Raw genomic sequence first — 22,651 nt, forward strand, 5'->3', positions numbered from 1 at the left:
GTTATAAGAACTCTTCACCGCCGCCACCACCTAGCATAATTTCACCTGAATCTGCTAATCGACGAGCAGTAGATAAAATTTCTTTCTGCGCAGCTTCTACTTCACTGATACGTACTGGTGGCATTGCCTCAAGATCATCAGCCATCATCTCAGCTGCACGCTTAGACATATTCGACATGATTTTTTCTTTAAGTGCGTCATCCGTGCCTTTGATTGCTTTCATCAATACATCTTGTTGTACTTCACGAAGAATAGCTTGAATACCACGATCTTCGACGTCCATTAAGTTTTCAAACACGAACATCAGATCTTGAATTTGTTGCGACATCTCTTCGTCATGCTCACGGATTGAGTCCATTAACTGACCTTCAACATTGGTGTCTAGGTAGTTCATAATGTCTGCTGCCGCTTTTAAGCCGCCCATTTTCGCGGCCTGCGCACCAGCTTGACCTGCAAACTGTTTCTCCATGATCTCGTTTAGTTCTTGAAGTGCGGCTGGTTGAACTTCTTCTAAGTTCGCAATACGCATAGTTAAATCTAGGCGCACTTTTTCAGGGAACTGCGACAAGATTTCGGCGGATTGCTCTGGCTCTAAATAACTTAAAACAATAGTTTGGATCTGCGGGTGCTCGTTACGAATAATATTGGCAACCTGTTTTGAGTCCATCCACTTCAATGAATCTAGACCTTTCGCTCCGGAGCCCATGACGATTTGATCGATTAAGCTTGCAGCCTTATCTTCACCAAGTGCAGCCGTAAGTGCTTTTTTGATAAAGTCTTCAGATTGGAAACCTATGGTACTAAAGCTTTGGATCTGCTCAATAAACAGGTTATGAACCGCACTGATCTTAGCTTGAGAAAGGTCATCTAAAGCTGCCATTGCCATACCAACTTTCTGCACTTGTTTTGGCTCAAGATGCTTTAAAATTTGTGCGGCATCTTCCTCTGTTAAACTCAGTAATAAGATGGCCGCTTTATCAACCCCATCCAGCTTCTCAACATCAAAAGCTGCTGGGAGCTGTTTTTGTTCTTCTTCGTTACTCATCTTCCGTTAACCACGCTTTCACAACTTGTGATGATAATTCTGGTTCATTGGCTACAAGCGCTCTTACTGCTTTCAGTAAGTCTTCGTCGCCGTGTAAGTCTGGTAATTGTAAAGTACCATCTGATGAGAAGCCAACTGCTGATGAATCAAATTCATTGTTCAGCATATCTAATGTGCTATCACCAAGGTCAACACCGGTCGTTAGCGCATCTTCATCAAAGTCTTCCAGAGTATCATCTGGGTCGATTAGGCGTTTCAGCATAGGGCGAACCACCGCTAGAATAAGCACAATGATAACCAACGCGCCCAAGGCTAAACGTACCGACTTCATGAACCAATCTTGTTCCCAGATTGGCAAGTCAGCTTGCTCTATAATGTCTTCACGAACAAATGGTACAGTCACAACTTCTAACGCATCACCGCGTTGCATATCAAAGCCCACACCACCTTGAAGTAAGCGACGAATATTCATCAACTCTTCTTGGCTTCGCGGTGCCATCGTCATATTGCCCTCAGCGTCAGGTTTTGGCAGGTAGTCAACCGCAACAGATACACTGATACGACGTATAACACCTGTTTGCTGACGCTTGTGACTGATAGTCGTATCTAGTTCATAGTTACGAGTAGCTTCTTTTTGTGAACGAGAAGGTGATGAACCTTGACCATTACCGCCATTTGCAATTTCAGGAATATTTGAATTCACTGGAGGTTGGTTCGAAAGTGCTCCAGGAATACCCGCTGTAATACCGCCAATGTTACTCTCTTCAAAGGTCGTTTCGCTTCGTACTGCTGGTAAATCTGGATTGTAACGTTTCTGTGTTTCTTCAACTGCGCTAAAGTCCATGGTTAAGTCTACTTGAGCAGTATATTTACCTAAGCCCACAACAGGAATAAGAATGCTATCAATCTTTTCTAAATATTCTTGTTCACGTTTGCGCTCAATTTCATATTCTTTACGTGAGCGTGCAGCCAGTGAGTCTTGTGAACCAGAATTTAATAGACGGCCGTTTTGATCTGTGACAGTTACGCGAGCAGGCTCTAAACCTTGAACCGCTGAAGCCACAATATCAACAATTGAGTCAACTTCTTCACCACCGAGTGTTCTACCACGCTTTAAAGTAATAACCACGGTAGCAGATGGCTTTTTCTCGCGGCGTGCAAATACATTCTCTTTAGGAATTGCTAATAATACTTTTGCACGACTGATATCTTGAAGTTCTTCAATAGTACGCGCTAGTTGCTGTTCGCGGCTATGCTTAAGTCGCTCACGCTCTAAGCGTTGACTCACACCAAAACCCATGTCTTGCATTAATATATCTGTGCCAGAGCTCGGAGCTTGAGTAAAACCATCACGGGCCATTTGCAGTTTTATGGTTTGGTAATCCGTTTCGGCTACCATAATGGTGTTGCCTTCAAGCTCATACTCAATTTTCTGCGCATCTAGAAAATCGAGAGTCTGCACAAGCTCTTCCGTTGGATATTGTCCTAAAGGGCGCATATCTGGTTGGCGAGCCCAAATAATAATGGCGATTGCGATTGCCAAACAAATGGCTAAAGCAATGATAATAGTCACCTGGCGAAGCATATCAACGCCATTTAATGCGCTTAAATAGCCCGACTTCTGCTCTTGCTGCTCATCAGAACCAGCAGTGCCATCGGTTAAGGTCAGATCGGTTGATTGATTCGTTGCCACGGTGCTACTCCACTACCCAGATTAAACTGGCATATTCATGATTTCTTTATAAGATTCTACAAGTTTATTTCTAACTTGTACCGTTGCTTCGAAAGCCACTGATGATTTTTGTGATGCTATCATGACTTCGGCAAGTGAAACACTTCTATCACCCATCTCTAACGCAGTCACTTTTGATTTAGCATCTTTTTGTAAACCATTTACTGTATTGATTGCGTCTGACAGCAAATCACCAAATTGCGCTGAAGAAGTTGCCGCGGTTTTTTGTACTGCAACTTCATTGGTTTTAATGGTATTTCTTGTTGCCTCTAATGCCAGAGACTGCATTTCTTGATAAAGAGAGTTTGGTTGGATTTTCATAACACCCACTCCAATAAAAACATATAACCTGTAAAAGCACAAAGCGTGCCACAAATTAACTCTTTATTTTCAGTGTGTTAAACCATTTTAATGTGAGTCGACTTTTTGACAATAATACCAATACTCTTAATTAAGTGAGTTATTTTAAGGATTAGTATTAAAAAAGAGGCCAAGATTTTGGCCTCTTAATAGAGTAGAAAAATTATGCAGGTAATGGGATCCCCATATCACGCATTTTAGCGAGTTTATAACGTAAAGTTCTTGGGCTCATACCCAGTACCTCAGCAACATCTTTACGCTTACCATTACACTTATTGAGCGTATCTAAAATAATTTGATGCTCTTTATCTTGCAATGTCGCTTTATAATTTGCAGCATCATAACTTTCTGTGTCGCTGATTTCAGGCTCAACATGTCGCGCCTGTTGCTCCACATTGATCTGTGGCGACACTTCCGTATTCGTTGCTCTTGTAGATACTAAACTCGGCTGATAGTTTTCAATAAAGATATCTTCACCATATACAATATCGCCCTGCTGCAAGATCAAAGCACGCTGCACAACATTATCAAGCTCGCGAACATTACCAGGCCAAGAATGTGATAATAACTTTTGCTTTGCGCTATCACTTAATTGTACTGCTGGCTTGCCTGCTTTGCAGGTATGTCTTGCTAACAAATGCTCAGCTAACACTACAATATCGCCCGGACGCTCATTCAGTGGTAGCCACATTAACGGAAACACATTTAAACGGTAATATAAATCTTCTCGGAACTTACCTTCTGCCACCGCTTCTTTGAGATCACGGTTACTGGTTGCCAAAACTCTGACGTCTAAGTCGATAGTTTTTCTACCACCCAAACGCTCTACTTCTCGCTCTTGTAACACGCGAAGGAGTTTGGCTTGCAAACCTAAATCCATCTCAGTAATTTCATCTAACAAAATGGTGCCTTTTTGTGCTTGTTCGAATTTACCCGGACACGCTTGAATTGCACCTGTAAACGCACCTTTTTCATATCCAAACAAAGTAGCTTCAAGCATATTTTCAGGAATAGCCGCACAGTTGATGGCAACAAAGGCTTCGTCTTTACGCTCAGATTTATCATGAATGAATCGAGCCAACACTTCTTTTCCTGAACCGCTCGGCCCTAGCACCATAACGCTAGCATCAGATTTCGCGACTCTATTGGCAAGTTCAAGTAATTGCAGACTTTGGGGATCAGCAACCACGGGGCCTTCTGTTTCTTTTTCTTTTGCCGGCATGTAACGACTAACCATATTTAGCAGCACTTCAGGCGCAAACGGTTTTGCCATGTAATCAATGGCACCTAAACGCATGGCCTCTACTGCATCATCAATGGTTGCGTAAGCCGTCATCATCAGCACAGGTAAATCTGGGTAGTTAAGCTTGATGGTTTTGAGTAAATCCAAACCGCTCATTGCACCCATTTGTACATCACTGACCACAATAGAGAAAGTTTGCTTTTTCAAAAGCATCACCGCTTCTTCGGCAGAGCTCGCCTCAACCGTATCAAAACCTGAAAGTTGAAGTGTATCGATTAATGCTTCTCTTAATCCTGCATCATCTTCAACAACTAAAATTGAATGACTCATACAACCTCCAATTGCTCTGTGCTAAATGAAATTGGCAGTAGTAAACTAAAACACGCTCCGCCTTGCTCATTATTGGTAACTTCTACTTTACCTTTGTGTGAGTTAGCCACTGAGCTAACAACCGCTAAACCTAGGCCTGTACCTTGGCTTTTTGTGGTAAAGAAGGGTTCAAATATTTTTTCTGACAGCGCTAAATCGACACCTGGGCCATTGTCAGACACTGAAATTCTGACCCTGTCTGACTCTTCATCACGCGCTGCGCTTAATGTGATGTGCGCATTTTTGCCAATCACTTGAATACTGTTGTGAATTAAGTTTTGAATGGCACTGGCGAGCGCTGTTTTATTACCTAAAATCTCAATGTCTGGTTCTGGTAAATTTACTTCAAGCTCACTGCTATTCATCGCCACCATGGCATCTGCACCCGCTTTCACTTCACTAAGCAATTGCTGCATAGACACTTTTTCGATCACTTGCTGCTCACCGCTTTTTGCAAACAACAACATATCGTTTACTTGCGATTCGAGATCTTTCAATCTAGACATCAGTTTTTCATGAAAGCGTGAACGAGATGCTTCAGGCACTTTATTACTACCTAAATTAGCTGCATACAGCATAGCTGCCGAAAGTGGCGTTCTAACTTGGTGCGCTAACGATGCAACCATTTTACCTAGAGAGCTCAAACGCTGCATGTGTGCCATACGTTTCTGTAAACGACGGGTTTCTGTTAAGTCGGTCATTAAAATTAATTGACCCGGCTCTGGTGCAAGTGCAGTAATATCAAGCTTGATCAGACGACCGTCTCGCAATGACACTTCGTGTCCATCGTCTTGTTGTGGGCTAAAAGAGCGCTGAATGATATTAAACCACTTTTCACCTTCTAGCGGCTCACCCAACATATCAATGGCAATTTGATTTGCTTTGGCAATCATGCCTTGACCATCGAGTACCACAACACCAGCAGGCATAGTATCAACTAGGTGACTTAACCAACTTGCTTGTTGACGTAAGTCGCTTAATTCCCCCACATAAGCCTCCTGCAGTAAACATGGGTTAAACTCTAAATCAGGTCGACGACTTAAAGGCGTTACTGGAGATAAATGTGATGTCTGGGCTAATTGTGCTAGTGCCATAACGTTAATCTCAAAACTTTAAACTAACCGAATAAAGCAGGTTATATGCCAAAATTAAAAACCCTTAATTTTCAATGATTAACCTGACATTTAAACTCAATTTATTAAGTGTTACATTTTTGACACTGTTTTTTTATACAGCTTTATATATACTCTTTTTATACTCGTACCAATCCTCTTAATTAAGTGATCTATTTTGAGGATTGGTATCAATCACCAGGGATACAAAAAATGTGCACACGCTGCCTTTGGCTAGACGAGAAAAAACCAGATTACGTTGCTTATCACGATGAAGAATGGGGTGTCCCAGTATTTGACGACCAAAAGCTATTCGAGTTTATCACCTTGGAATCTGCACAAGCAGGACTGAGTTGGTACACTATTTTGAAAAAGCGCGACGGCTACAGAGCTGCTTTCAAAAATTTCGATGTCAATAAAGTTGCAGCCATGACAGATGAAGATATCGAACGTTTAATGACTGAGCCAAGCATTGTTCGCAATAAATTAAAAATTGCAGCAACAATCAATAATGCCAAGGCATTTATAAAGATACAGCAAGAGTTTGGTAGCTTCGCGAAATACCAATGGCAGTTTGTTAACAATAAACCGATCGTGAATCAAATACATAGCAAAGAAGATTACCCAGCCACCAGCGAGATCAGTGAAAAGTTTGCCAAAGACTTAAAAAAACGCGGATTTAAGTTTTTAGGCCCAACCACCGTTTATGCCCATATGCAGGCATGTGGTATGGTGAACGATCACGATAACGCCTGCTTTCGAAAGCAAGAAGTTATTGATTCTTATAAACTAATTGAGTTTGATTAAGCAAATTCAAACTCAACTTGAAAAGGCCAATTATATCCCCCTCTTAATCAAGCGCTTTATTTGAAGATTGATTAAGAGGATTAATATTAAGCTTAGGCACTCCTTTTAATCGCTTGTAAAATTACCAGCTCCGTCCGCTTAAGCTCTTTTAGTTGGGCAACTCGATTCATTTCCATAAAGATCCAGAGTTTAATTGCAACCTGTATCATCAATCCAACAACAAACCAGACTGCCCAAAATACCTGATCTGAGACATTGTCAGCTATGTAGAATTGGAAACCCGCATAAATAAATCCAGCCGTTAAAAACAGCGCTATTACAGAACTTAACATCACCCACCAACGCATGCTGCCCTGATAAACTCCTGTAATACGCTCAAATAGTCTATCATCTGTGCTGATCACTTTGTCTAACTGCTGCTGTTCAGCATTTAAACTTGCTTTAATTTTATCATCTAATTTCATCTCTATTTCCTCACCTCGTCTTCATTTAACCAATTCGACAGCTGTGCGCGCGCTCTAAATAGACGAGACTTAACCGTTCCTACTGCCACATTACTGACTACAGCTATCTCACTTAAACTCATTTGCTCAAAATAGAATAAGTACACGGTATATCTTTCATTCTCAGGCAATTGGTTGATATACCTGCTGATATCTAACTCTTCACTTTCCTCTTCTTGATAAGGCTCTGGGACTGCACTGTCTTCGAGTGATTGAAGCTTATGTTTGCGCTGCGTATCAATAAAACGGCGATAAATAATCCTAAACAGCCATGCCTTAAATACACTCGGTTCTTTTAAAGACTTAATATCTTTCGCGACCGTCGTCCAAGCTTCTTGTGTAATGTCTTTCGCAAGATCTGGGTGCTTACTGAGCTTCATTGCAAAACGAAAGCTTGGTTTGTAATAATTTTCACAAATGTAAGCAAACGACTTTTTACACCCGCTTTGAGCATCCAAGACTTTTAAAGTTAATTCTGTTGAATTCATCACATCTCAAAATCTGTGTTTATTACAAGACGCAGCTCACGTGTAAAAGGTTGCGTAAAAAATAATTAATTTACTGACTGTTTTAAAATTTCTATGTAATGAGGTTTTGCTTTTAAATAAGCATTACTGTGGTTTGCACCTTCTACAACGAACAGTTTTAAGTTCGGGTGCTGAATTAATCTGCTTTTCAAAGAAGAGAAAGGTGTCACACTATCCAGCTCACCATGAAAGATGCTCCCTTTCCCACCTTTGCTAAGATAGCCCAGTAGAGGTCGGTTAATTTCAAAGTTATTCTGCAAGATGTATTTTATAAATGAATAAATTAAGTTTTGAAAGGTCTTATGCACTGTTACTTTTGCACTAATCACTGAAGCTAAATCTACTGAAACGCCTTCAAGCAAAACGCCTTTGGGTTGCCACTTTTGTGCAGCTAAAACATCCACTGTAGCCCCCAAAGATCGACCAACAAACACCGTCGTATTCTTCGAGCAAAAATGACTAATATGCTCTAATGCATACTCAACTTGCTCTAATAAAACAGCTAATTTTAATTTGCCTAAATTTCCATCCTGACCTGGATAAGAAAGAGCAAAAACTTGTAGTCCGGATTCTGTAAATAAGGGGAAAAGAGATTTTTCATAGCTTGCAACTGCCCCTGAGCGACCCGGAAAGAAAATCACACAAGATTGTTTATCTTCACCATATCGGCGCAGTGTCAACTCATCTAATTCTGCTGACTTATAACGATAAAAAACACTTTGCGTTGGTTTAAGGAAATCAATTGGGGGTTGAATAAGTGCGTCTAAATTGAATCTAAGCACCATCAAAAATAAAGTTGCTATTGCAGTAATAATAAAGAGCAAGACGCATATAAATTTAAACCCTGCTCTAATTTTCATTTTTTAGTCTTTATTCAAATTATACTTTTTCATTTTTTCTACGAGCGTGGTACGACGTACCCCAAGGATTTCAGCTGCACGGGCCACCACGTAGTCATTTCTTTCTAGCGCTTGAGTAATTAAACTCACTTCTAATTCAGCCAAGTACTCTTTTAATTCAATACCTTCATCTGGCAATAGCCCAAACTGATTTGCAGAGTCATTGAACCCAGAGTCAAACTCAACCGACTCTTCATCATAGTCGCTAAAGCCACTACTAAATAGCTCGTTAAACGCATCTTTTTCAAGTAGTTCTTCAGGATACTCAGGCTCAAATGCTTCAACTTCAATATGGCGATACTTAGTCGGCAAATCAGTAACATCAACTACCTTTTCAGGGAACATAATCACCATACGCTCAACAAGGTTAGCCAACTCTCGAATATTACCAGGCCAAGGGTGGGCTTTGAGACTCTCAATTGCACGCTCTGTAAACTTAGCTGTGCTACCACTTTGCTCATGCACGCGGCGCATAAGCTCATTTAATAGCAGTGGAATATCATCTGCGCGCTCATGCAAAGATGGGTTTTCAATTGGGAAAACATTTAAACGGTAAAATAAGTCTTCACGAAACTTACCGTCTTCTATCATGGTCTCTAAATTTCTGTGAGTCGCAGCAATGATTCGAACATCAGCCTGAATTGCTTTTGTACCGCCCACTCGCTCATAACTGCGCTCTTGCAACACTCGAAGCAATTTTACCTGCATTTGCAATGGCATATCACCAATTTCGTCTAGAAATAAGGTACCACCTTGAGCGAGTTCAAAGCGACCTTTTCGTGCTGAAATTGCGCCAGTAAATGCACCTTTCTCATGACCAAATAATTCGCTCTCTAATAAGTCACCTGGAATCGCACCGCAGTTAACTGGCACAAATGGCCCAGAGTTTCTTTTGGATAACAGATGAACATTGCGTGCAACGACTTCTTTACCAGTGCCTGATTCACCTAAAATCAATACATTGGCATCAGTTTTCGCCACTTGTGAAATTAAAAAGCGAACTTGCTTAACCGCCTCAGTTTCACCCACTAAACCATCGAAACTCTTGCCCGCTGTTGCATCAGCTTTGTTAGGTAGCATTCGAAGGTATTGCTGAGCATCATGCAACAATTGCATGGTTACATCATGAATAAACGGCTCTGAGATTAAGCCAATAACGTTAGCGAGGTCTAAAAGTGGTTTGAGCGTTTCGCCTATTAACAAAAAAGGAGTCGCAGGAGAGGCTTTAATGACTTGTTCGTGATCAAGCTCAGCAAGCGCACCGAGGACGACTATGGCATCTTTAGTCTTAGACATCTCTTTCTGAAAATCACTTTCAGAAACCATTTGCGCAGGTTGCCCCACAAAGTTGAGAGCGGCTGATAAGCCATTCGCGCGATTATTATTGTTATCTAAGATTAAAACCATTTAAGGAGTCCAATGCTTCTATCAATGTGACTTAATAAAAGATTGTAAGGGAGTGTGTCAGGGATGCAATACCTAAGTGGCAAGTTTTTGACTCTATCGCCAAAAAAATGCCACTTAGTATGAGTTATATCAATACTTTTGTATTGATATATACATCAAAGAGTTAGAGAAGACCTAAAACTGAAGATGCCGATTGGTTTGCTTGCCCACGGATCGCGATAGAGGCTTGCGACAAAATATCATTCGCAACTTGTTGCGAAACAGCCTGTGCATAGTCTGTATCTTGAATACGACTTTGGCTTTGTGCCACATTAATTTCTTGGCTTCCTAAATTTCTTATGGTGCTTGATAAAGAATTTTCAAATGCACCGTATTGTGCTCGTTGTTCATTGATCGCTTCACTCACATCATCTGCAACTGTTGAAGCTGCTTGCGCTCCTGCTTGCGTTGAAATATCTACACTTAAAATTGCACTACTAAAACTGCCATCTGTACCACTCAATACTTGCGTTGTGTTTGCATTAGGCCCTACTTGAAAGCTAGTATCTTCACCATCAAATACTGCTTTACCGCCAAAGCTGGTATTCTCAAACGTCTCTGTTATTTGTGTTTGTAGCTGACTGACTTCTTGCTGAAGCGCTTGTCTATCTGAATCCGTGAGCGCACCACTTCCCGCTTGAATTGACAACTCCCTAATACGAGATACAGCATCCCCAACACCCGACAGTGCAGAGTCAGCGGTTTGAGAAAGAGAAATACCATCATAGGCATTGCGAATTGATTGCTGAGTACCGGATAGTTGAGAATTAAGTCTATCGATTATTTGCAGTGCCGCAGCGTCATCGGCAGCACTATTAATTCGTTTACCAGAAGCAAGTTGTTTGCTGATTTTATCCGTCAAATCGGCATTACTGATTGAACTATTTAAGTTAGTAGATGAAATTTTCATAAGTCCTCCATTCCAACTGCACTATGAATTAAATCTTCGGCACACTTTATGGATAAATTTTAGCCTATAATGCTAAAAATATCTCCTTTGAACACATTTACGTAACTGAGATAGGTATAATTACTGCAAAGTATTTTCAAGTATTATAAAGTACTGACAATTATATTATTTATGATTAACTGAAGACTTGGTTAATATTCGCACTCTGTATGAACTGTAAACATATCAATGCAGAGAGATAGGTGACTTTATGTTTAATAATAAAACTATTCTTATTACTGGGGGCACAGGCTCATTTGGTAAAAAATACACCAAAACACTCCTAGCCAAATATAACCCTAAAAAAATCATCATTTTCTCTAGAGATGAACTGAAACAGTTTGAAATGCAACAAGAGTTCGACGACGACTGTATGCGCTACTTTATTGGAGATGTGCGCGACAAAGATCGCCTAAATAGGGCGATGCGTGGTGTTGATTATGTCATTCATGCTGCAGCATTAAAACAAGTACCTGCGGCTGAATACAACCCTATGGAGTGTATCAAGACCAATATTACAGGTGCTGAGAATGTCATTGATGCAGCGCTTAATAACGAAGTTAAAAAAGTGATAGCGCTATCAACTGACAAAGCAGCAAACCCTATCAACTTATATGGTGCAACTAAGCTTGCTTCTGATAAGTTGTTTATTGCAGCCAATAACATTTCTGGCGGTCATAGTACTATTTTCTCTGTCGTAAGATATGGCAATGTTGTGTGCTCAAGAGGCTCTGTTGTTCCTGTTTTCCAAAAGTTTATTGATGAAGGAAAAGATTTCATTCCTATCACTCATGCTGAAATGACTCGCTTTTGGATCACCCTGCAACAAGGCGTTGATTTTGTACTGAAAAATTTTGAGCGCATGCTTGGTGGCGAAATATTCGTTCCTAAAATACCTTCAATTCGGATCGTTGACTTAGCCGAATCTATGGCGCCAGATTTACCTGTTAAAGTGATCGGAATTAGACCTGGAGAAAAGCTGCATGAAATAATGTGCCCAGCGGATCTAAGCTATGATACTTATGAATATAATGATCATTATGTTATTGCACCTGGGATTAAATTCAGTAGCCGCAGTAATGATTTTACAACCAACGCTCTTGGTGAAAAAGGCAGTGCTGTTACCCCTAATTTCGAATATAACTCAAGAGACAACGAACACTTTTTAAGTGTTGAAGAAATCAAAGATTTTAATGAGTTGGCTTTAAAATGATCCCCTACGGACGACAAAACATTTCCGATGCCGACATAAACGCGGTTATTGAAACATTACGTTCGGACTTTTTAACTCAAGGCCCTCAAGTACCTAATTTTGAGAACAAAATAGCTCAGTACTGCGAGGCAAAATTCGCTGTTGCAACCAGTAATGCCACAGCGAGTTTGCACCTTGCATGTTTAGCTCTGGGCGTTGGTAAAGGGGATATAGTTTGGACTAGCCCTATCTCTTTTGTGGCATCAAGTAATTGTGCTTTGTACTGTGGTGCAGAAGTAGATTTTGTAGATGTAGAAATAAATACGGGCTTAATGTCAGTTACAGCGCTTGAAAACAAATTAAAACAAGCCGCTGAAGAAAACCGACTCCCTAAAGTTGTTATTCCTGTCCACTTAACAGGTCAGTCTTGTGATATGGCCAGAATTTCAAAATTAGCCGAGACATTTAACTTCAAGGTTATCGAAGACGCATCGCATGCTATTGGTTCAGCATACAAAGCATCGCCTGTTGGCAGTTGCAAATATAGTGATATTTGTGTGTTTAGTTTTCACCCTGTTAAAATTATTACAACTGGTGAAGGTGGTATTGCGACAACCAACAACAATGAGATCGCACAAAAGCTTAGACAACTAAGAAGTCATGGTGTTGTTAGGGATCCATCAGCATTAAGTTCTGAAGAAGAAGGCGCTTGGTATTACGAGCAACGTGAATTAGGGTTCAACTACAGATTAACAGATTTACAAGCTGCTCTAGGCGCGAGTCAATTAACTCGTTTAGATGAGTTTGTCAGTAAAAGAAACTTACTCGCTTCGCGCTACCATGAATTACTAAGTGAATTGCCTGTATCCCCTATAGAAATACAAGAAGATAACTATAGTAGTTACCACCTCTTTATTATTCGTTTAGAAAATCGTTCAATACGTAGGAAAACATTTGATACATTGAAATCCCATGGCGTTGGCGTTAATGTCCACTACATTCCTATTTACTGGCAACCTTTTTATAGAGAAAAAGGGTTTAGTAAAGGCTATTGCCCTAACGCAGAATCATTTTACAATTCAATAATTACCTTGCCTCTCTTTCCTGACCTTACTGTTCAGGAGCAAGATCAAGTCGTTAAGTTACTTCGTAATTGTTTATGAAAATAGCACTCGGCACAGCGCAATTTGGCCTAAACTATGGTGTCACCAATAATGCTGGAAAAGTGTCAAAGCTTGAAGCGTGTAAGATTTTAAATTATGCATCTGAGCAAGGTATATGCACTTTAGATACCGCACCGGCTTACGGTGATAGTGAAACTGTGCTGGGAAGTATCTCAGCGCTTTCAAGGTTTGATGTTATAACTAAAATCCCCAGCCTGAGAGCTAGCCAAAGTAGTATTTCTCAAATAGTCACCAACAGCATACACATTTTAAAAAGACCCTTTTTAGATGCTGTTTTGTTTCACGATGCTGATGATTTATTAAATAGCCATGCGAGCCATAATTTTGCACAGGCTGTTTCACTAAAAGAACAGGGAAAAATAGCCAAGATTGGCGTTTCTGTCTATTCACCAGAGCAGTTAGTTCGCATATGCGAACTGTTTCCTATTGAAATTGTACAAGTCCCTTTTAATTGTTTTGATCAACGCTTTTCTGCAGCTAATTGTTTAGCACTTTATGATAATCTCAATATCGAAGTTCATGCTCGCTCACTATTCTTACAGGGAGCATTATTAGCAGATTTTGAAACATTGCCTGAACATTTCAGGCCATTTTCAGCTGAGTTTGCGCGATTTTCCTCAGTATGTCAGCAGCTTAATTGCGCACCAATCAGCCTTGCGCTTGCAATTATATATAAGTTTGATTTTATCAACCGAGCGGTTATCGGAGTATGTGCTCAATCTCAACTATCAGACATACTTAATCATCATAATGAAGCATTAGAGCTAGCTAACTCAAATGCAATCGATTTTGAAATGCTTAAATGTCATAACTTAGCCCTCATAAATCCTGCTACTTGGCCGATAAAAGCTTAATCAAGTTAGAGTCCGTTATAATCATGAAAGTAAATGCGTTCATTCAAGCCAGAATGTCATCAAGTCGATTACCTGGCAAAGTATTAACCAATATTATCGACAAACCGATGTTACAACATATCGTTGAGCGGTTAAAAAATGCAAAAATGCTCAATGAAGTCGTTGTATTGACTAGTAATGAACACTCAGATGATGCCATATCTACATTCTGTGATAGTCATCATATCGCGTGTTTTAGAGGCTCACTTAATGATGTGTTAAATCGCTTTTATATGGCGAGTCAAATGTACCCGGCTGATCATATCGTTAGGATAACTGCAGACTGCCCACTAGTTGACAGTGAACTTGTTGATAATATCGTCGCAAAACATCTAGCTGCAAAGGCCGATTTTACCAGTAACTGTCATCCAGCAATGTATCCTGATGGGTTAGATGTAGAAGTAATGAAAGCGAGCGCACTGCATAGTGCACAATCACAGGCAGATACTGCGCATCAAAGAGAGCATGTTACGCCCTTTTTATTTACACATCAGGAACAGTTTTTATGCGTAAACTATGATGCCCCCACAGAATTGCCTTTGCTTCGCTTAACGGTTGATCACCCTGAAGATTTAACGCTAATCAAGAAAATCTATTCAGCCTTATACCCTCTAGACACAAACTTTAATTTGCAGAAAACCCTCAATCTATTGGCTGAAAACCCGACTTGGCTCGATGACAATAAACAGTTTTCAAGAAATGAAGCCAAACAAGTTTAACTAATTAGAGAATTTACATGATGAGTCAATATAATAAGTCAAACCAACACCTTGAAAGTGCTCTGAATTATATTCCTCTGGGAGCCCAAACCTTCAGTAAAAGCCAAATGGCTTTTCCAAAAAATGCTGCACCGCTTTTTCTTAGCCACGGCAAAGGCTGTATGGTGAGTGATGTTGATGGAAATGAATATATTGACTTTGTGAACGGCCTGCTTGCTATTTCTTTGGGCTATTGCGATCCAGATGTTGACCAAAGTGTAATGCAACAAATGCAATCTGGCGTGTCATTCTCTCTATCACACCCGATTGAAACCTCTGTGGCAAAGAAAATCTGCGAACTCATTCCTTGCGCTGAACAAGTTCGATTTGCTAAAAATGGTAGTGATGCAACATCTGCAGCCATTCGCCTTGCTCGCGCTTTTACAAACAGAGAGCATGTTGCCGTATGTGGTTACCATGGTTGGCAAGATTGGTATATTGGCAGTACTTCTAGAAACCTCGGTGTTCCAAAAGCAGTACAATCACTCACCCATACTTTTCAATACAATAATTTAGAGTCTCTTCGGGCTATTTTAGAGGCGAATGAGATTGCTGCCGTGATCATGGAGCCAATGAATGTCGCTTTCCCAGAAGCAGGCTTTTTGCAAGGTGTGAAAGAACTTTGCGAGCAATTTGGTGCAGTTTTAATTTTTGATGAAACCATTACTGGCTTTAGATTCGATATTGGCGGTGCCCAATCCTTATTTGGAGTAACCCCCGATATGGCAACCTTTGGTAAAGGCATTGCTAACGGGTACCCTATTTCTGTTATTTGCGGCCGAGCAGATATTATGGCACTAATGAATGACATATTCTTCTCAGGTACTTTTGCAGGTGAAACACTCTCTCTTGCCGCCGCGCTTGCAACTATTGAAAAAATGCAAAGAGATGACGTCATCAATCATGTCACAACATTAGGAGACACATTAAGCAAAGGGTTGCAGCATCTAATAGAGACACATAATACGCAATCATGGATGTCTGTTTCTGGACACCCTAGCTGGTCATTTTTCAATATTGCTCCTCAAGGTAACTACAGTGCACTTCAGCTTCGTTCGTTATTTATTCAAGAAATGGCCAAACGTGGCATTCTAATTAACAGCAGCCACAATTTGTCTTTTTCGCATAAAGCGCATCACATTGACTCCTTATTAACAGCTTACGATGAAGTACTACCTATACTGGTAAACGCAGTTGAACAACAATGCCTTGATAAGTACTTTACCGGCACCCCCTTAGAAAACGTGTTCAAGGTTAGATAATGTTAAAAGTCGCAGTGCGTACAGATGCCAGCTCAACTATCGGTGCTGGCCACTTTATGAGATGCCTAGCGCTGGTTGAGGAGTTAAGCCTACAACTGTCGGAACAAAATATAAAACTCACTGCGACCTTTATAAGTGCTCAAACAACCCCCTTCTGTGAATCTGAGCTACTGAGAAACGAGTTTAATCTAGTCAGAATGCCCTCTAGCTCACTATCTACACTAGAGCAAGACGCTAAATCCACGCAAAAGGTAATCGCGCAACTAGGGCAACAACACCTGCTAATTGTGGATAGCTATGCCATACAAACACCTTGGTACCACGAGGAAATAAAAGCCTATTGTGAGAGAATCCTTGTCATCGACGATTTAGCAAATCGTACTCATCGCTGTGATTTCTTGCTTGATCAAACCTTAGATACAGATGGAGAACGATACACGGGGTTAGTCCCCGAAGACTGTCGGTTATTAACGGGCAAGTCTTATATGCTTTTAAGGCATGACTTTGTAAAGTGGCGAGAAAAAGCCATGTTAAGACGTAAAAGTATGACCACAGTAAAAGAGCTCCTAATCAATATGGGCGGCTCTGATGCTGAAGAAATAAATAAGCTGGTTGTCGAAGCGGTCCGCCAAGTAAATCTGTTTTTAGAGTCCTCACTAAAGGTCACATTGGTTATTCCGAGTAAGAGTAAATCTCTAAGCTATTTTCAGTCAATAAGTACAAACTGCCCTTGGCTTAAAGTACTCACCGACGTAAACAACATGACTGAGTTAATGTATCAGGCAGATATTGCTATCGGAGCCAGTGGCTCTTCGGCTTGGGAAAGGTGCTGTCTTGGTTTACCCACTTTAGCTGTCGAACTGGCCGATAACCAAGCTCTGGTTTTAGACAAACTTTCGAGCAAGGGTGCGATTATCAACTTAGGGAAGTCCTCGCAGCTTACAGTAAATAAAGTGAAAGATGCGATTTCCAACTTAATAGACTCACAAACTCTGTATCATTCTATGGTGCAAAAGGCTGCTGCTTGTTGCGATGGACGGGGCGCAAAACGAGCACTCAAAGCTTTAAATCTATCAAATGTTTATTTAAGAGCTGCAACTGAACAAGACAAACAAACGCTTTTTCATTGGCAATCGCAAAAAATAGTCAGGAAATATTCTAGAACCAATCATGAAATAAGTTATGAAGAGCACTGTCAATGGTATGAGCAAGTATTAAAAGACCCGTCACGTCATCTATTTATCATCACAGAGCGCTGGGCTGACCAAAGTGAAGTGGCTGTTGGGATGCTTAGACTCGATCAACACGACAAATCATATGAAGTTTCAATTTTAATTGACCCTAAACAACACGGTAGAGGACTAGCAGAACTTGCCCTCTATGCAATTCCTGATAAGTTTAAATCGCTTACTATAACGGCTACTGTTCACCCTGATAATCTGCCCTCTCAGGCCCTATTCTCTAAAGCGGGTTTCCAACGAGTTGCTGATGATTTATTTATTCTTAATCAGGTACATTAAGCTTCGAGGTTACTTAGTGCTAACTCAAAATATCGGCATGCACTAATTTCTGAGTTATTTACGATTTTCTCAAAACACACCGAGGCAAATGGGTAAGCGCGTCCTGCATAATTTAAAACGATAAACGGAGCTTTAGGGTCACTTTCATCCATAAACCACTCACCGCCAGCCTCTATCTTGAAAAGCTCACCGATAAAAGCCCCAAACATGGTACTTACTGTAAAAAGCACTTTATCTTCAAGCGGCGTCATGGCATTTTCTTTTGCAAGCTCATCAAGAACGAGATCAAGCTCTCCAAGACCCGCGTAGTCTAATTTTATGTCTTTATCGCTAATATGTTTAACATATTTGATAGCATCTTCAGCAGAGTCCAACATCAACTGGTTAAGCTGTTTTAATTCACTCATTGTATCCAACTTTTGTATATATTGACGAGCCACCACGTTTTGCAGAGCACGCTAAATGTTCGCTTTACATTATTTACAAAACAACGATGAAAATTGCCTTATAAATAATGGCTTATACGGTTAGCATATCGGGTTTTACTTTGTCAGGCAAACTTGCCCTACTAATGAGTATGTAATATCACTATTCACCAAATTTAATAACCTGATTTTCACGCCAAAAATGAATCTAATCAAAAAGTAAGATACACTCTAACGTAAACAAAATTACATTCCTGTTCGTTATGCGCAATCCAATTAAAATAGATAACACCTATATAGGCGAAGGTTTTAGCCCCTACATCATTGCTGAAATGTCTGGTAACCACAATGGAGACATCAACCGAGCTAAAGAGTTAATAAAACAAGCCAAACAAGCCGGTGCCAGTGCGGTAAAAATGCAAACCTATACCGCAGATACTATGACTATTGATTGCGATAAGGCTGACTTTCAGATCGAGGGTGGCCTTTGGGATGGTAAAAATTTATACCAGCTATATGAGTGGGCTCATACTCCTTGGGATTGGCATCAAGCGCTATTTTCTTATGCTAATAGCCTAGGCATAACCTTATTTAGCTCGCCATTTGATGAAACTGCTGTTGATTTTCTTGAATCACTCAATGCCCCTGCATATAAGATCGCGTCTTTTGAATTAGTCGATCACCCTTTAATTGCCAAAGTTGCCAAAACCAAAAAACCAATGATTTTATCGACTGGCATGGCAACTTATGACGAGATTGCAGAAGCTATCCAAGTTGCAAAAGATAATGGTAATGAAGAACTTATCGTACTGCATTGTATTAGCGGCTACCCTACTCCAATCGCTGAATCAAACCTAAGCACTATCACTAAACTTAAACAAGACTTTAGTGTACAAGTGGGGCTGTCAGATCATACTCTGGGTACAACCGCCGCAGTAGCAGCAACAGCACTCGGCGCAACAGTAATAGAAAAGCATTTTACTTTAAAGCGTGCAGATGGCGGTCCTGATGCGGCTTTTTCTCTAGAACCAAACGAGTTGCAGCAACTGTGTGATACAACCAAAGATGCTTGGCTATCTTTAGGTCGAGCAAATTATGAACTAAAAAAAGCAGAATCCGCGAACTTGCAGTTTAGACGCTCAATCTATGTCGTAGAAGATATTAAAAAAGGCGAAGCCTTTAATGAGCGTAACATTCGTAGAATTCGTCCTGGATTTGGTTTAGCTCCTAAACATTATGGATCACTAATCGGAGCAATTGCCGAACAAGATATCGCCAAAGGTACGCCTATGCAATGGGAGCTTGTTAACAAACCACGTCAAACAGAGGACTAGGACTATCATGATAGGAAAAGAAATCCACCAACTTGCTCAAGAGCTGTGGCCGATCTGTCGAAGCATCACAGGTAATGGTGTACGCCAGTCTTTGAAAATTATTCAAAAACACATTCCTGACCTCAAAATGTACGAAGTCCCTAGTGGCACAAAATGCTTTGATTGGACGGTTCCCAAAGAGTGGAATATCAATGACGCTTATATTTTAGACCCGCAAGGTAAAAAAATTATTGACTTTAAAAAGAGTAATTTGCATGTTATTGGGTACTCTATACCAGTCAATAAAACGCTGTCGTTGGATGAATTAAAAGCACATCTATATACGTTACCTGAGCAACCAGATGCAATTCCCTATATTACGTCTTATTACTCACCACACTGGGGATTTTGTTTATCACAAATTCAATATGAACAACTCGAGGAAGGTAACTATCAGGTTGTAATTGACTCTGAGTTGAAGGATGGCCATTTAACTTATGCCGAGCTTCTTATCCCAGGTGAATCAGAGCAAGAAGTGTTTCTTTCAAGCTATGTTTGCCACCCGTCTCTTGCAAACAATGAGCTATCCGGACCGACTGTCACAACATTTCTAGCTAAATGGTTATTACAACAAGAAAAATTAAAATACAGCTATCGTATTATTCTTATCCCAGAAACTATTGGGTCGCTTACCTATTTAAGTCGCCATCTTGATGAAATGAAAGAAAAAGTTATCGCCGGCTATAACATTACTTGTATTGGCGATAATAGAGATTATTCTTATATTCCTTCAAGAGCAGAAAATACACTTTCAGACACTGTCGCTCAGCATGTACTTCATCATACCGACCAAGCCTATAAAACTTATCCTTTTTATGAAAGCGGTAGTGACGAACGCCGTTACTGTGCACCAGGCGTAGATTTACCAGTTGCCTGTATAATGCGTACTAAATATAACCATTATCCCGAGTACCACACTTCGCTCGATGATCTAAATTTGGTGACACCTGAAGGGCTTAATGGCGGGTATTTAGCACTGCAAAGGTGTCTAGAAGTGATAGAGAAAAATGAGGTGCTTAAGCTCACAGTGCTTTGCGAACCTCAATTAGGTAAACGCGGCCTTTACCCTAACCTCAGTACAAAACAAAGCAATGCGATGGTAAGTAATATGATGAACTTTATCAGTTATTGCGACGGTACATTGTCAACATTAGAAATAGCACAAAAAATACAAGTGCCAATGTGGGAGCTCTACGAGATTATCGAAAACCTAAAAGCTGCTAAGCTTCTTGAGGTTGTCGATAATAATCCACACTTTTAAAAGCAGTCACAGCAACTGCTCTCATTTTGATCAGTTGCTGTTTACTTTATTATTTATAAACGAAAAAGTTGTACATTGAGTAGAAAAAGTCAGGGTGCAAGGATTCAAACTGCCCCCAGCGCTCTAAGCTTTCACCGAAGGTCATTGGATTAACTTGATTGATTTTTTGCTGATAATAACTTCGCTGAACTGAATTTAAAGCCATTGACTTAAAACTAAGGCCCGCTTCATCAAGCATATCTTTTAGCTCAGAAGTATCATAGTAAGTTTCTTGAGGATGCAAAATGGCATCCATTAAACCATGTGTGTTAAAAAAGTCATTACTGCAAAACCAAAGCGCTCGTTTTTGCTCTTCACTCCAACTATGTCGCCATTCAGGCAAAGATGATTTCGTTATATCTTGAACACCGTTAGCATTAAAATGGCGTATTAAGTTATCCCTAATTTCACTAAGCTGTCTGCGCCCTTGTTTGCTATAAAAGCCAAGTACCATTAAACGGTTATTTTTTAACTGTTTCGCCAGTGCGTTTAGTCCTGCTTGCGGACTGGACATATGATGAAGTACACCTGTTGAAACAATATAATCAAACTTTTGCCCTAGACTGCTAATATTAAGAATATCATGGAGCTTAAACTCTATATTCTCTAGCTGGTATTTTGATGCCATTTTTTTAGCATAATTAAGACTTGTAGGGCTAATATCGATTGCGGTCACATGACCATCTTTATTTGCATATGCTAATTCTATTGCTTGTAACCCTGTCCCACACCCAGCAATTAAAATATTGGGCCTTTCGACCTGCTCTAACCCAAGTCTTGCCATACACTGTGATACATTCAGCGCACTGAGTTTTACCACTTTATACTTTGGGTAAGGATTTTCGGCATAAAATGACTGTACACTGAGGGAAGTCGCATCAGCTACTTCATATTCTTCAGAGCTTGGGGACGATGCTACAGAGGCGTAAAAAGCGAGATCATCTCCTAAGAGCTTCAAACTAACATGCTCAAATAACGTTTTATTTTCCGCCCAAATACTCAGAGCCTGTTCAAAGTTTGCATAGCAAATTTTTAGGGCGACGGCTGCATAAGCAAACTGTTTATCACAATGTGCTAAAGCTGAAATTAGCGCTAGCTCTTCGTCAGTTTGAAAATACACCCCATCATTCAACAAATTCTGACATGCAATCGCATTAATTGTCGGTTGATAAGCTCTGGCATCTAAATTATTCGCAATACAGTACAATAGCTCTTTTCTTGCTAACAAAATAATTTTTTCGAGTTGATGATGCGGGGTAATACCACGAGAAACAATCGCAATAAGCAAAGGATCCGCGATCATCAATTCTAATTCTTCAGTTAAACTCTCTATCGGCTTCGCAAAGACTTTTCTGTATTTAGCAAAAAACTGAATTCTTAGAAACTCAATGGCTTGGCCTTCAAGGTATTTATCATTTAAGGCTTCAAGCAAAACCAGCTCTAACGGCCTAAGGTAGTGAGGATAATCGTTCGAATCTAAGGTACTAAATAAAGAGACATAGCAAGCGTGCTCAAACCCACTAAACCTAACTGCATCAATAGCTGCGGCTATCGCTTCAAGTTTATTTCCCAGGTGGCTTTGACACAGAGACAAACAAGTTAAAAGCTCGACGTTTTTATGGTCACTTTGCAATAAGGTTTCTAATACAGTAGAAGCTTGAAGGTATTGTTTTGCCGCGATCAAACTCTTAGCATGCCTAACATTCGCATTCTTCATACATTATCCATATGTCGTGGCCTAATTTAACTATC

The 22,651-nt window shown here is 40.3% G+C and carries 21 protein-coding genes; 9 read left to right on the forward strand and 12 right to left on the reverse strand.

The genetic code is table 11. The features are described 5' to 3' along the window. Position 1: 1 nt before the first annotated feature. From fliG to ACH784_RS12810, 5 genes are all read right to left on the reverse strand, one after another. Positions 2-1,045: a flagellar motor switch protein FliG gene (gene fliG, locus ACH784_RS12790; RefSeq protein WP_404390769.1), complete on the reverse strand. Its 1,044-nt coding sequence runs from the start codon at positions 1,043-1,045 to the stop codon at positions 2-4. After that, positions 1,038-2,738, reverse strand: coding sequence for a flagellar basal-body MS-ring/collar protein FliF (fliF, locus tag ACH784_RS12795; RefSeq protein ID WP_404390771.1), 1,701 nt, complete (start codon positions 2,736-2,738; stop codon positions 1,038-1,040). The genes fliG and fliF overlap by 8 nt, the downstream gene beginning before the upstream one ends. A 21-nt stretch (positions 2,739-2,759) precedes the next feature. Further along, positions 2,760-3,098 (reverse strand): flagellar hook-basal body complex protein FliE, encoded by a 339-nt coding sequence (gene fliE / locus ACH784_RS12800; protein WP_404390773.1) that lies wholly within the window; start codon positions 3,096-3,098, stop codon positions 2,760-2,762. Between the two features lie 202 nt (positions 3,099-3,300). Next, a complete protein-coding gene (locus ACH784_RS12805; RefSeq protein WP_404390775.1) occupies positions 3,301-4,710 on the reverse strand; it encodes a sigma-54-dependent transcriptional regulator in 1,410 nt (469 codons plus the stop codon). Next, a complete protein-coding gene (locus ACH784_RS12810) occupies positions 4,707-5,843 on the reverse strand; it encodes a sensor histidine kinase (protein ID WP_404390777.1) in 1,137 nt (378 codons plus the stop codon). The genes ACH784_RS12805 and ACH784_RS12810 overlap by 4 nt, the downstream gene beginning before the upstream one ends. Positions 5,844-6,074: 231 nt before the next feature. On the opposite strand from ACH784_RS12810, the gene ACH784_RS12815 reads away from it, so the two are divergent. Next, positions 6,075-6,668 carry a DNA-3-methyladenine glycosylase I gene (locus ACH784_RS12815; RefSeq protein ID WP_404390779.1) on the forward strand — a complete coding sequence of 198 codons (594 nt, stop codon included), beginning with the start codon at positions 6,075-6,077 and terminating at the stop codon, positions 6,666-6,668. A 92-nt stretch (positions 6,669-6,760) separates the two neighbouring features. Here the strand turns inward: ACH784_RS12815 and ACH784_RS12820 are convergent, their stop codons facing one another. The 5 genes from ACH784_RS12820 to ACH784_RS12840 form a co-directional block, all read right to left on the reverse strand. Further along, positions 6,761-7,132: a DUF6768 family protein gene (locus ACH784_RS12820; protein ID WP_404390781.1), complete on the reverse strand. Its 372-nt coding sequence runs from the start codon at positions 7,130-7,132 to the stop codon at positions 6,761-6,763. 2 nt (positions 7,133-7,134) lie between these two features. Beyond that, entirely contained in the window at positions 7,135-7,659 is a 525-nt protein-coding gene (locus ACH784_RS12825) for an RNA polymerase sigma factor (RefSeq protein WP_404390783.1), read from the reverse strand. A 65-nt stretch (positions 7,660-7,724) separates the two neighbouring features. Next, complete coding sequence (locus ACH784_RS12830) at positions 7,725-8,558, reverse strand: alpha/beta hydrolase (RefSeq protein WP_404390785.1); 834 nt, start codon at positions 8,556-8,558, stop codon at positions 7,725-7,727. Positions 8,559-8,561: 3 nt separating this feature from the next. After that, on the reverse strand, positions 8,562-10,004 hold the full coding sequence (locus ACH784_RS12835; RefSeq protein WP_404390787.1) for a sigma-54 dependent transcriptional regulator: 1,443 nt from the start codon (positions 10,002-10,004) through the stop codon (positions 8,562-8,564). A 163-nt stretch (positions 10,005-10,167) separates the two neighbouring features. Continuing rightward, positions 10,168-10,953, reverse strand: coding sequence for a flagellin (locus ACH784_RS12840; RefSeq protein ID WP_404390789.1), 786 nt, complete (start codon positions 10,951-10,953; stop codon positions 10,168-10,170). A 250-nt stretch (positions 10,954-11,203) separates the two neighbouring features. Here ACH784_RS12840 and pseB point away from each other — a divergent pair, with 250 nt between their 5' ends. The 6 genes from pseB to pseG are packed head-to-tail and all read left to right on the forward strand — an operon-like array spanning position 11,204 to position 17,801. Beyond that, positions 11,204-12,205: a UDP-N-acetylglucosamine 4,6-dehydratase (inverting) gene (gene pseB, locus ACH784_RS12845; RefSeq protein WP_404390791.1), complete on the forward strand. Its 1,002-nt coding sequence runs from the start codon at positions 11,204-11,206 to the stop codon at positions 12,203-12,205. Continuing rightward, positions 12,202-13,347 (forward strand): UDP-4-amino-4,6-dideoxy-N-acetyl-beta-L-altrosamine transaminase, encoded by a 1,146-nt coding sequence (gene pseC, locus ACH784_RS12850; RefSeq protein WP_404390793.1) that lies wholly within the window; start codon positions 12,202-12,204, stop codon positions 13,345-13,347. The genes pseB and pseC overlap by 4 nt, the downstream gene beginning before the upstream one ends. Continuing rightward, positions 13,344-14,222, forward strand: coding sequence for an aldo/keto reductase (locus tag ACH784_RS12855; RefSeq protein ID WP_404390795.1), 879 nt, complete (start codon positions 13,344-13,346; stop codon positions 14,220-14,222). Before pseC ends, ACH784_RS12855 begins: the two co-directional genes overlap by 4 nt. 23 nt (positions 14,223-14,245) lie before the next feature. Further along, positions 14,246-14,980 (forward strand): cytidylyltransferase domain-containing protein, encoded by a 735-nt coding sequence (locus tag ACH784_RS12860; protein WP_404390797.1) that lies wholly within the window; start codon positions 14,246-14,248, stop codon positions 14,978-14,980. Positions 14,981-14,997: 17 nt separating this feature from the next. Further along, complete coding sequence (locus tag ACH784_RS12865) at positions 14,998-16,281, forward strand: aminotransferase class III-fold pyridoxal phosphate-dependent enzyme (protein WP_404390799.1); 1,284 nt, start codon at positions 14,998-15,000, stop codon at positions 16,279-16,281. Beyond that, positions 16,281-17,801, forward strand: a complete 1,521-nt coding sequence (pseG, locus tag ACH784_RS12870) for a UDP-2,4-diacetamido-2,4,6-trideoxy-beta-L-altropyranose hydrolase (RefSeq protein ID WP_404390802.1) — start codon at positions 16,281-16,283, stop codon at positions 17,799-17,801. The genes ACH784_RS12865 and pseG overlap by 1 nt, the downstream gene beginning before the upstream one ends. Here pseG and ACH784_RS12875 read toward each other — a convergent pair. After that, positions 17,798-18,208: a hypothetical protein gene (locus tag ACH784_RS12875; protein WP_404390804.1), complete on the reverse strand. Its 411-nt coding sequence runs from the start codon at positions 18,206-18,208 to the stop codon at positions 17,798-17,800. The two genes, pseG and ACH784_RS12875, sit on opposite strands and share 4 nt — an antisense overlap. A gap of 281 nt (positions 18,209-18,489) precedes the next feature. Here ACH784_RS12875 and pseI point away from each other — a divergent pair, with 281 nt between their 5' ends. Both pseI and ACH784_RS12885 read left to right on the forward strand, forming a co-directional pair. Beyond that, complete coding sequence (pseI, locus tag ACH784_RS12880; protein WP_404390806.1) at positions 18,490-19,560, forward strand: pseudaminic acid synthase; 1,071 nt, start codon at positions 18,490-18,492, stop codon at positions 19,558-19,560. A gap of 7 nt (positions 19,561-19,567) precedes the next feature. Continuing rightward, positions 19,568-20,860 (forward strand): DUF4910 domain-containing protein, encoded by a 1,293-nt coding sequence (locus tag ACH784_RS12885; RefSeq protein ID WP_404390808.1) that lies wholly within the window; start codon positions 19,568-19,570, stop codon positions 20,858-20,860. Between the two features lie 49 nt (positions 20,861-20,909). On the opposite strand, the gene ACH784_RS12890 is transcribed toward ACH784_RS12885, so the two are convergent. Beyond that, positions 20,910-22,616, reverse strand: a complete 1,707-nt coding sequence (locus ACH784_RS12890; protein WP_404390810.1) for a class I SAM-dependent methyltransferase — start codon at positions 22,614-22,616, stop codon at positions 20,910-20,912. Positions 22,617-22,651 lie beyond the last annotated feature (35 nt).

The organism is Pseudoalteromonas phenolica (assembly GCF_044788725.1).
GTDB classification, from domain to species: Bacteria; Pseudomonadota; Gammaproteobacteria; order Enterobacterales; family Alteromonadaceae; genus Pseudoalteromonas; species Pseudoalteromonas phenolica_C.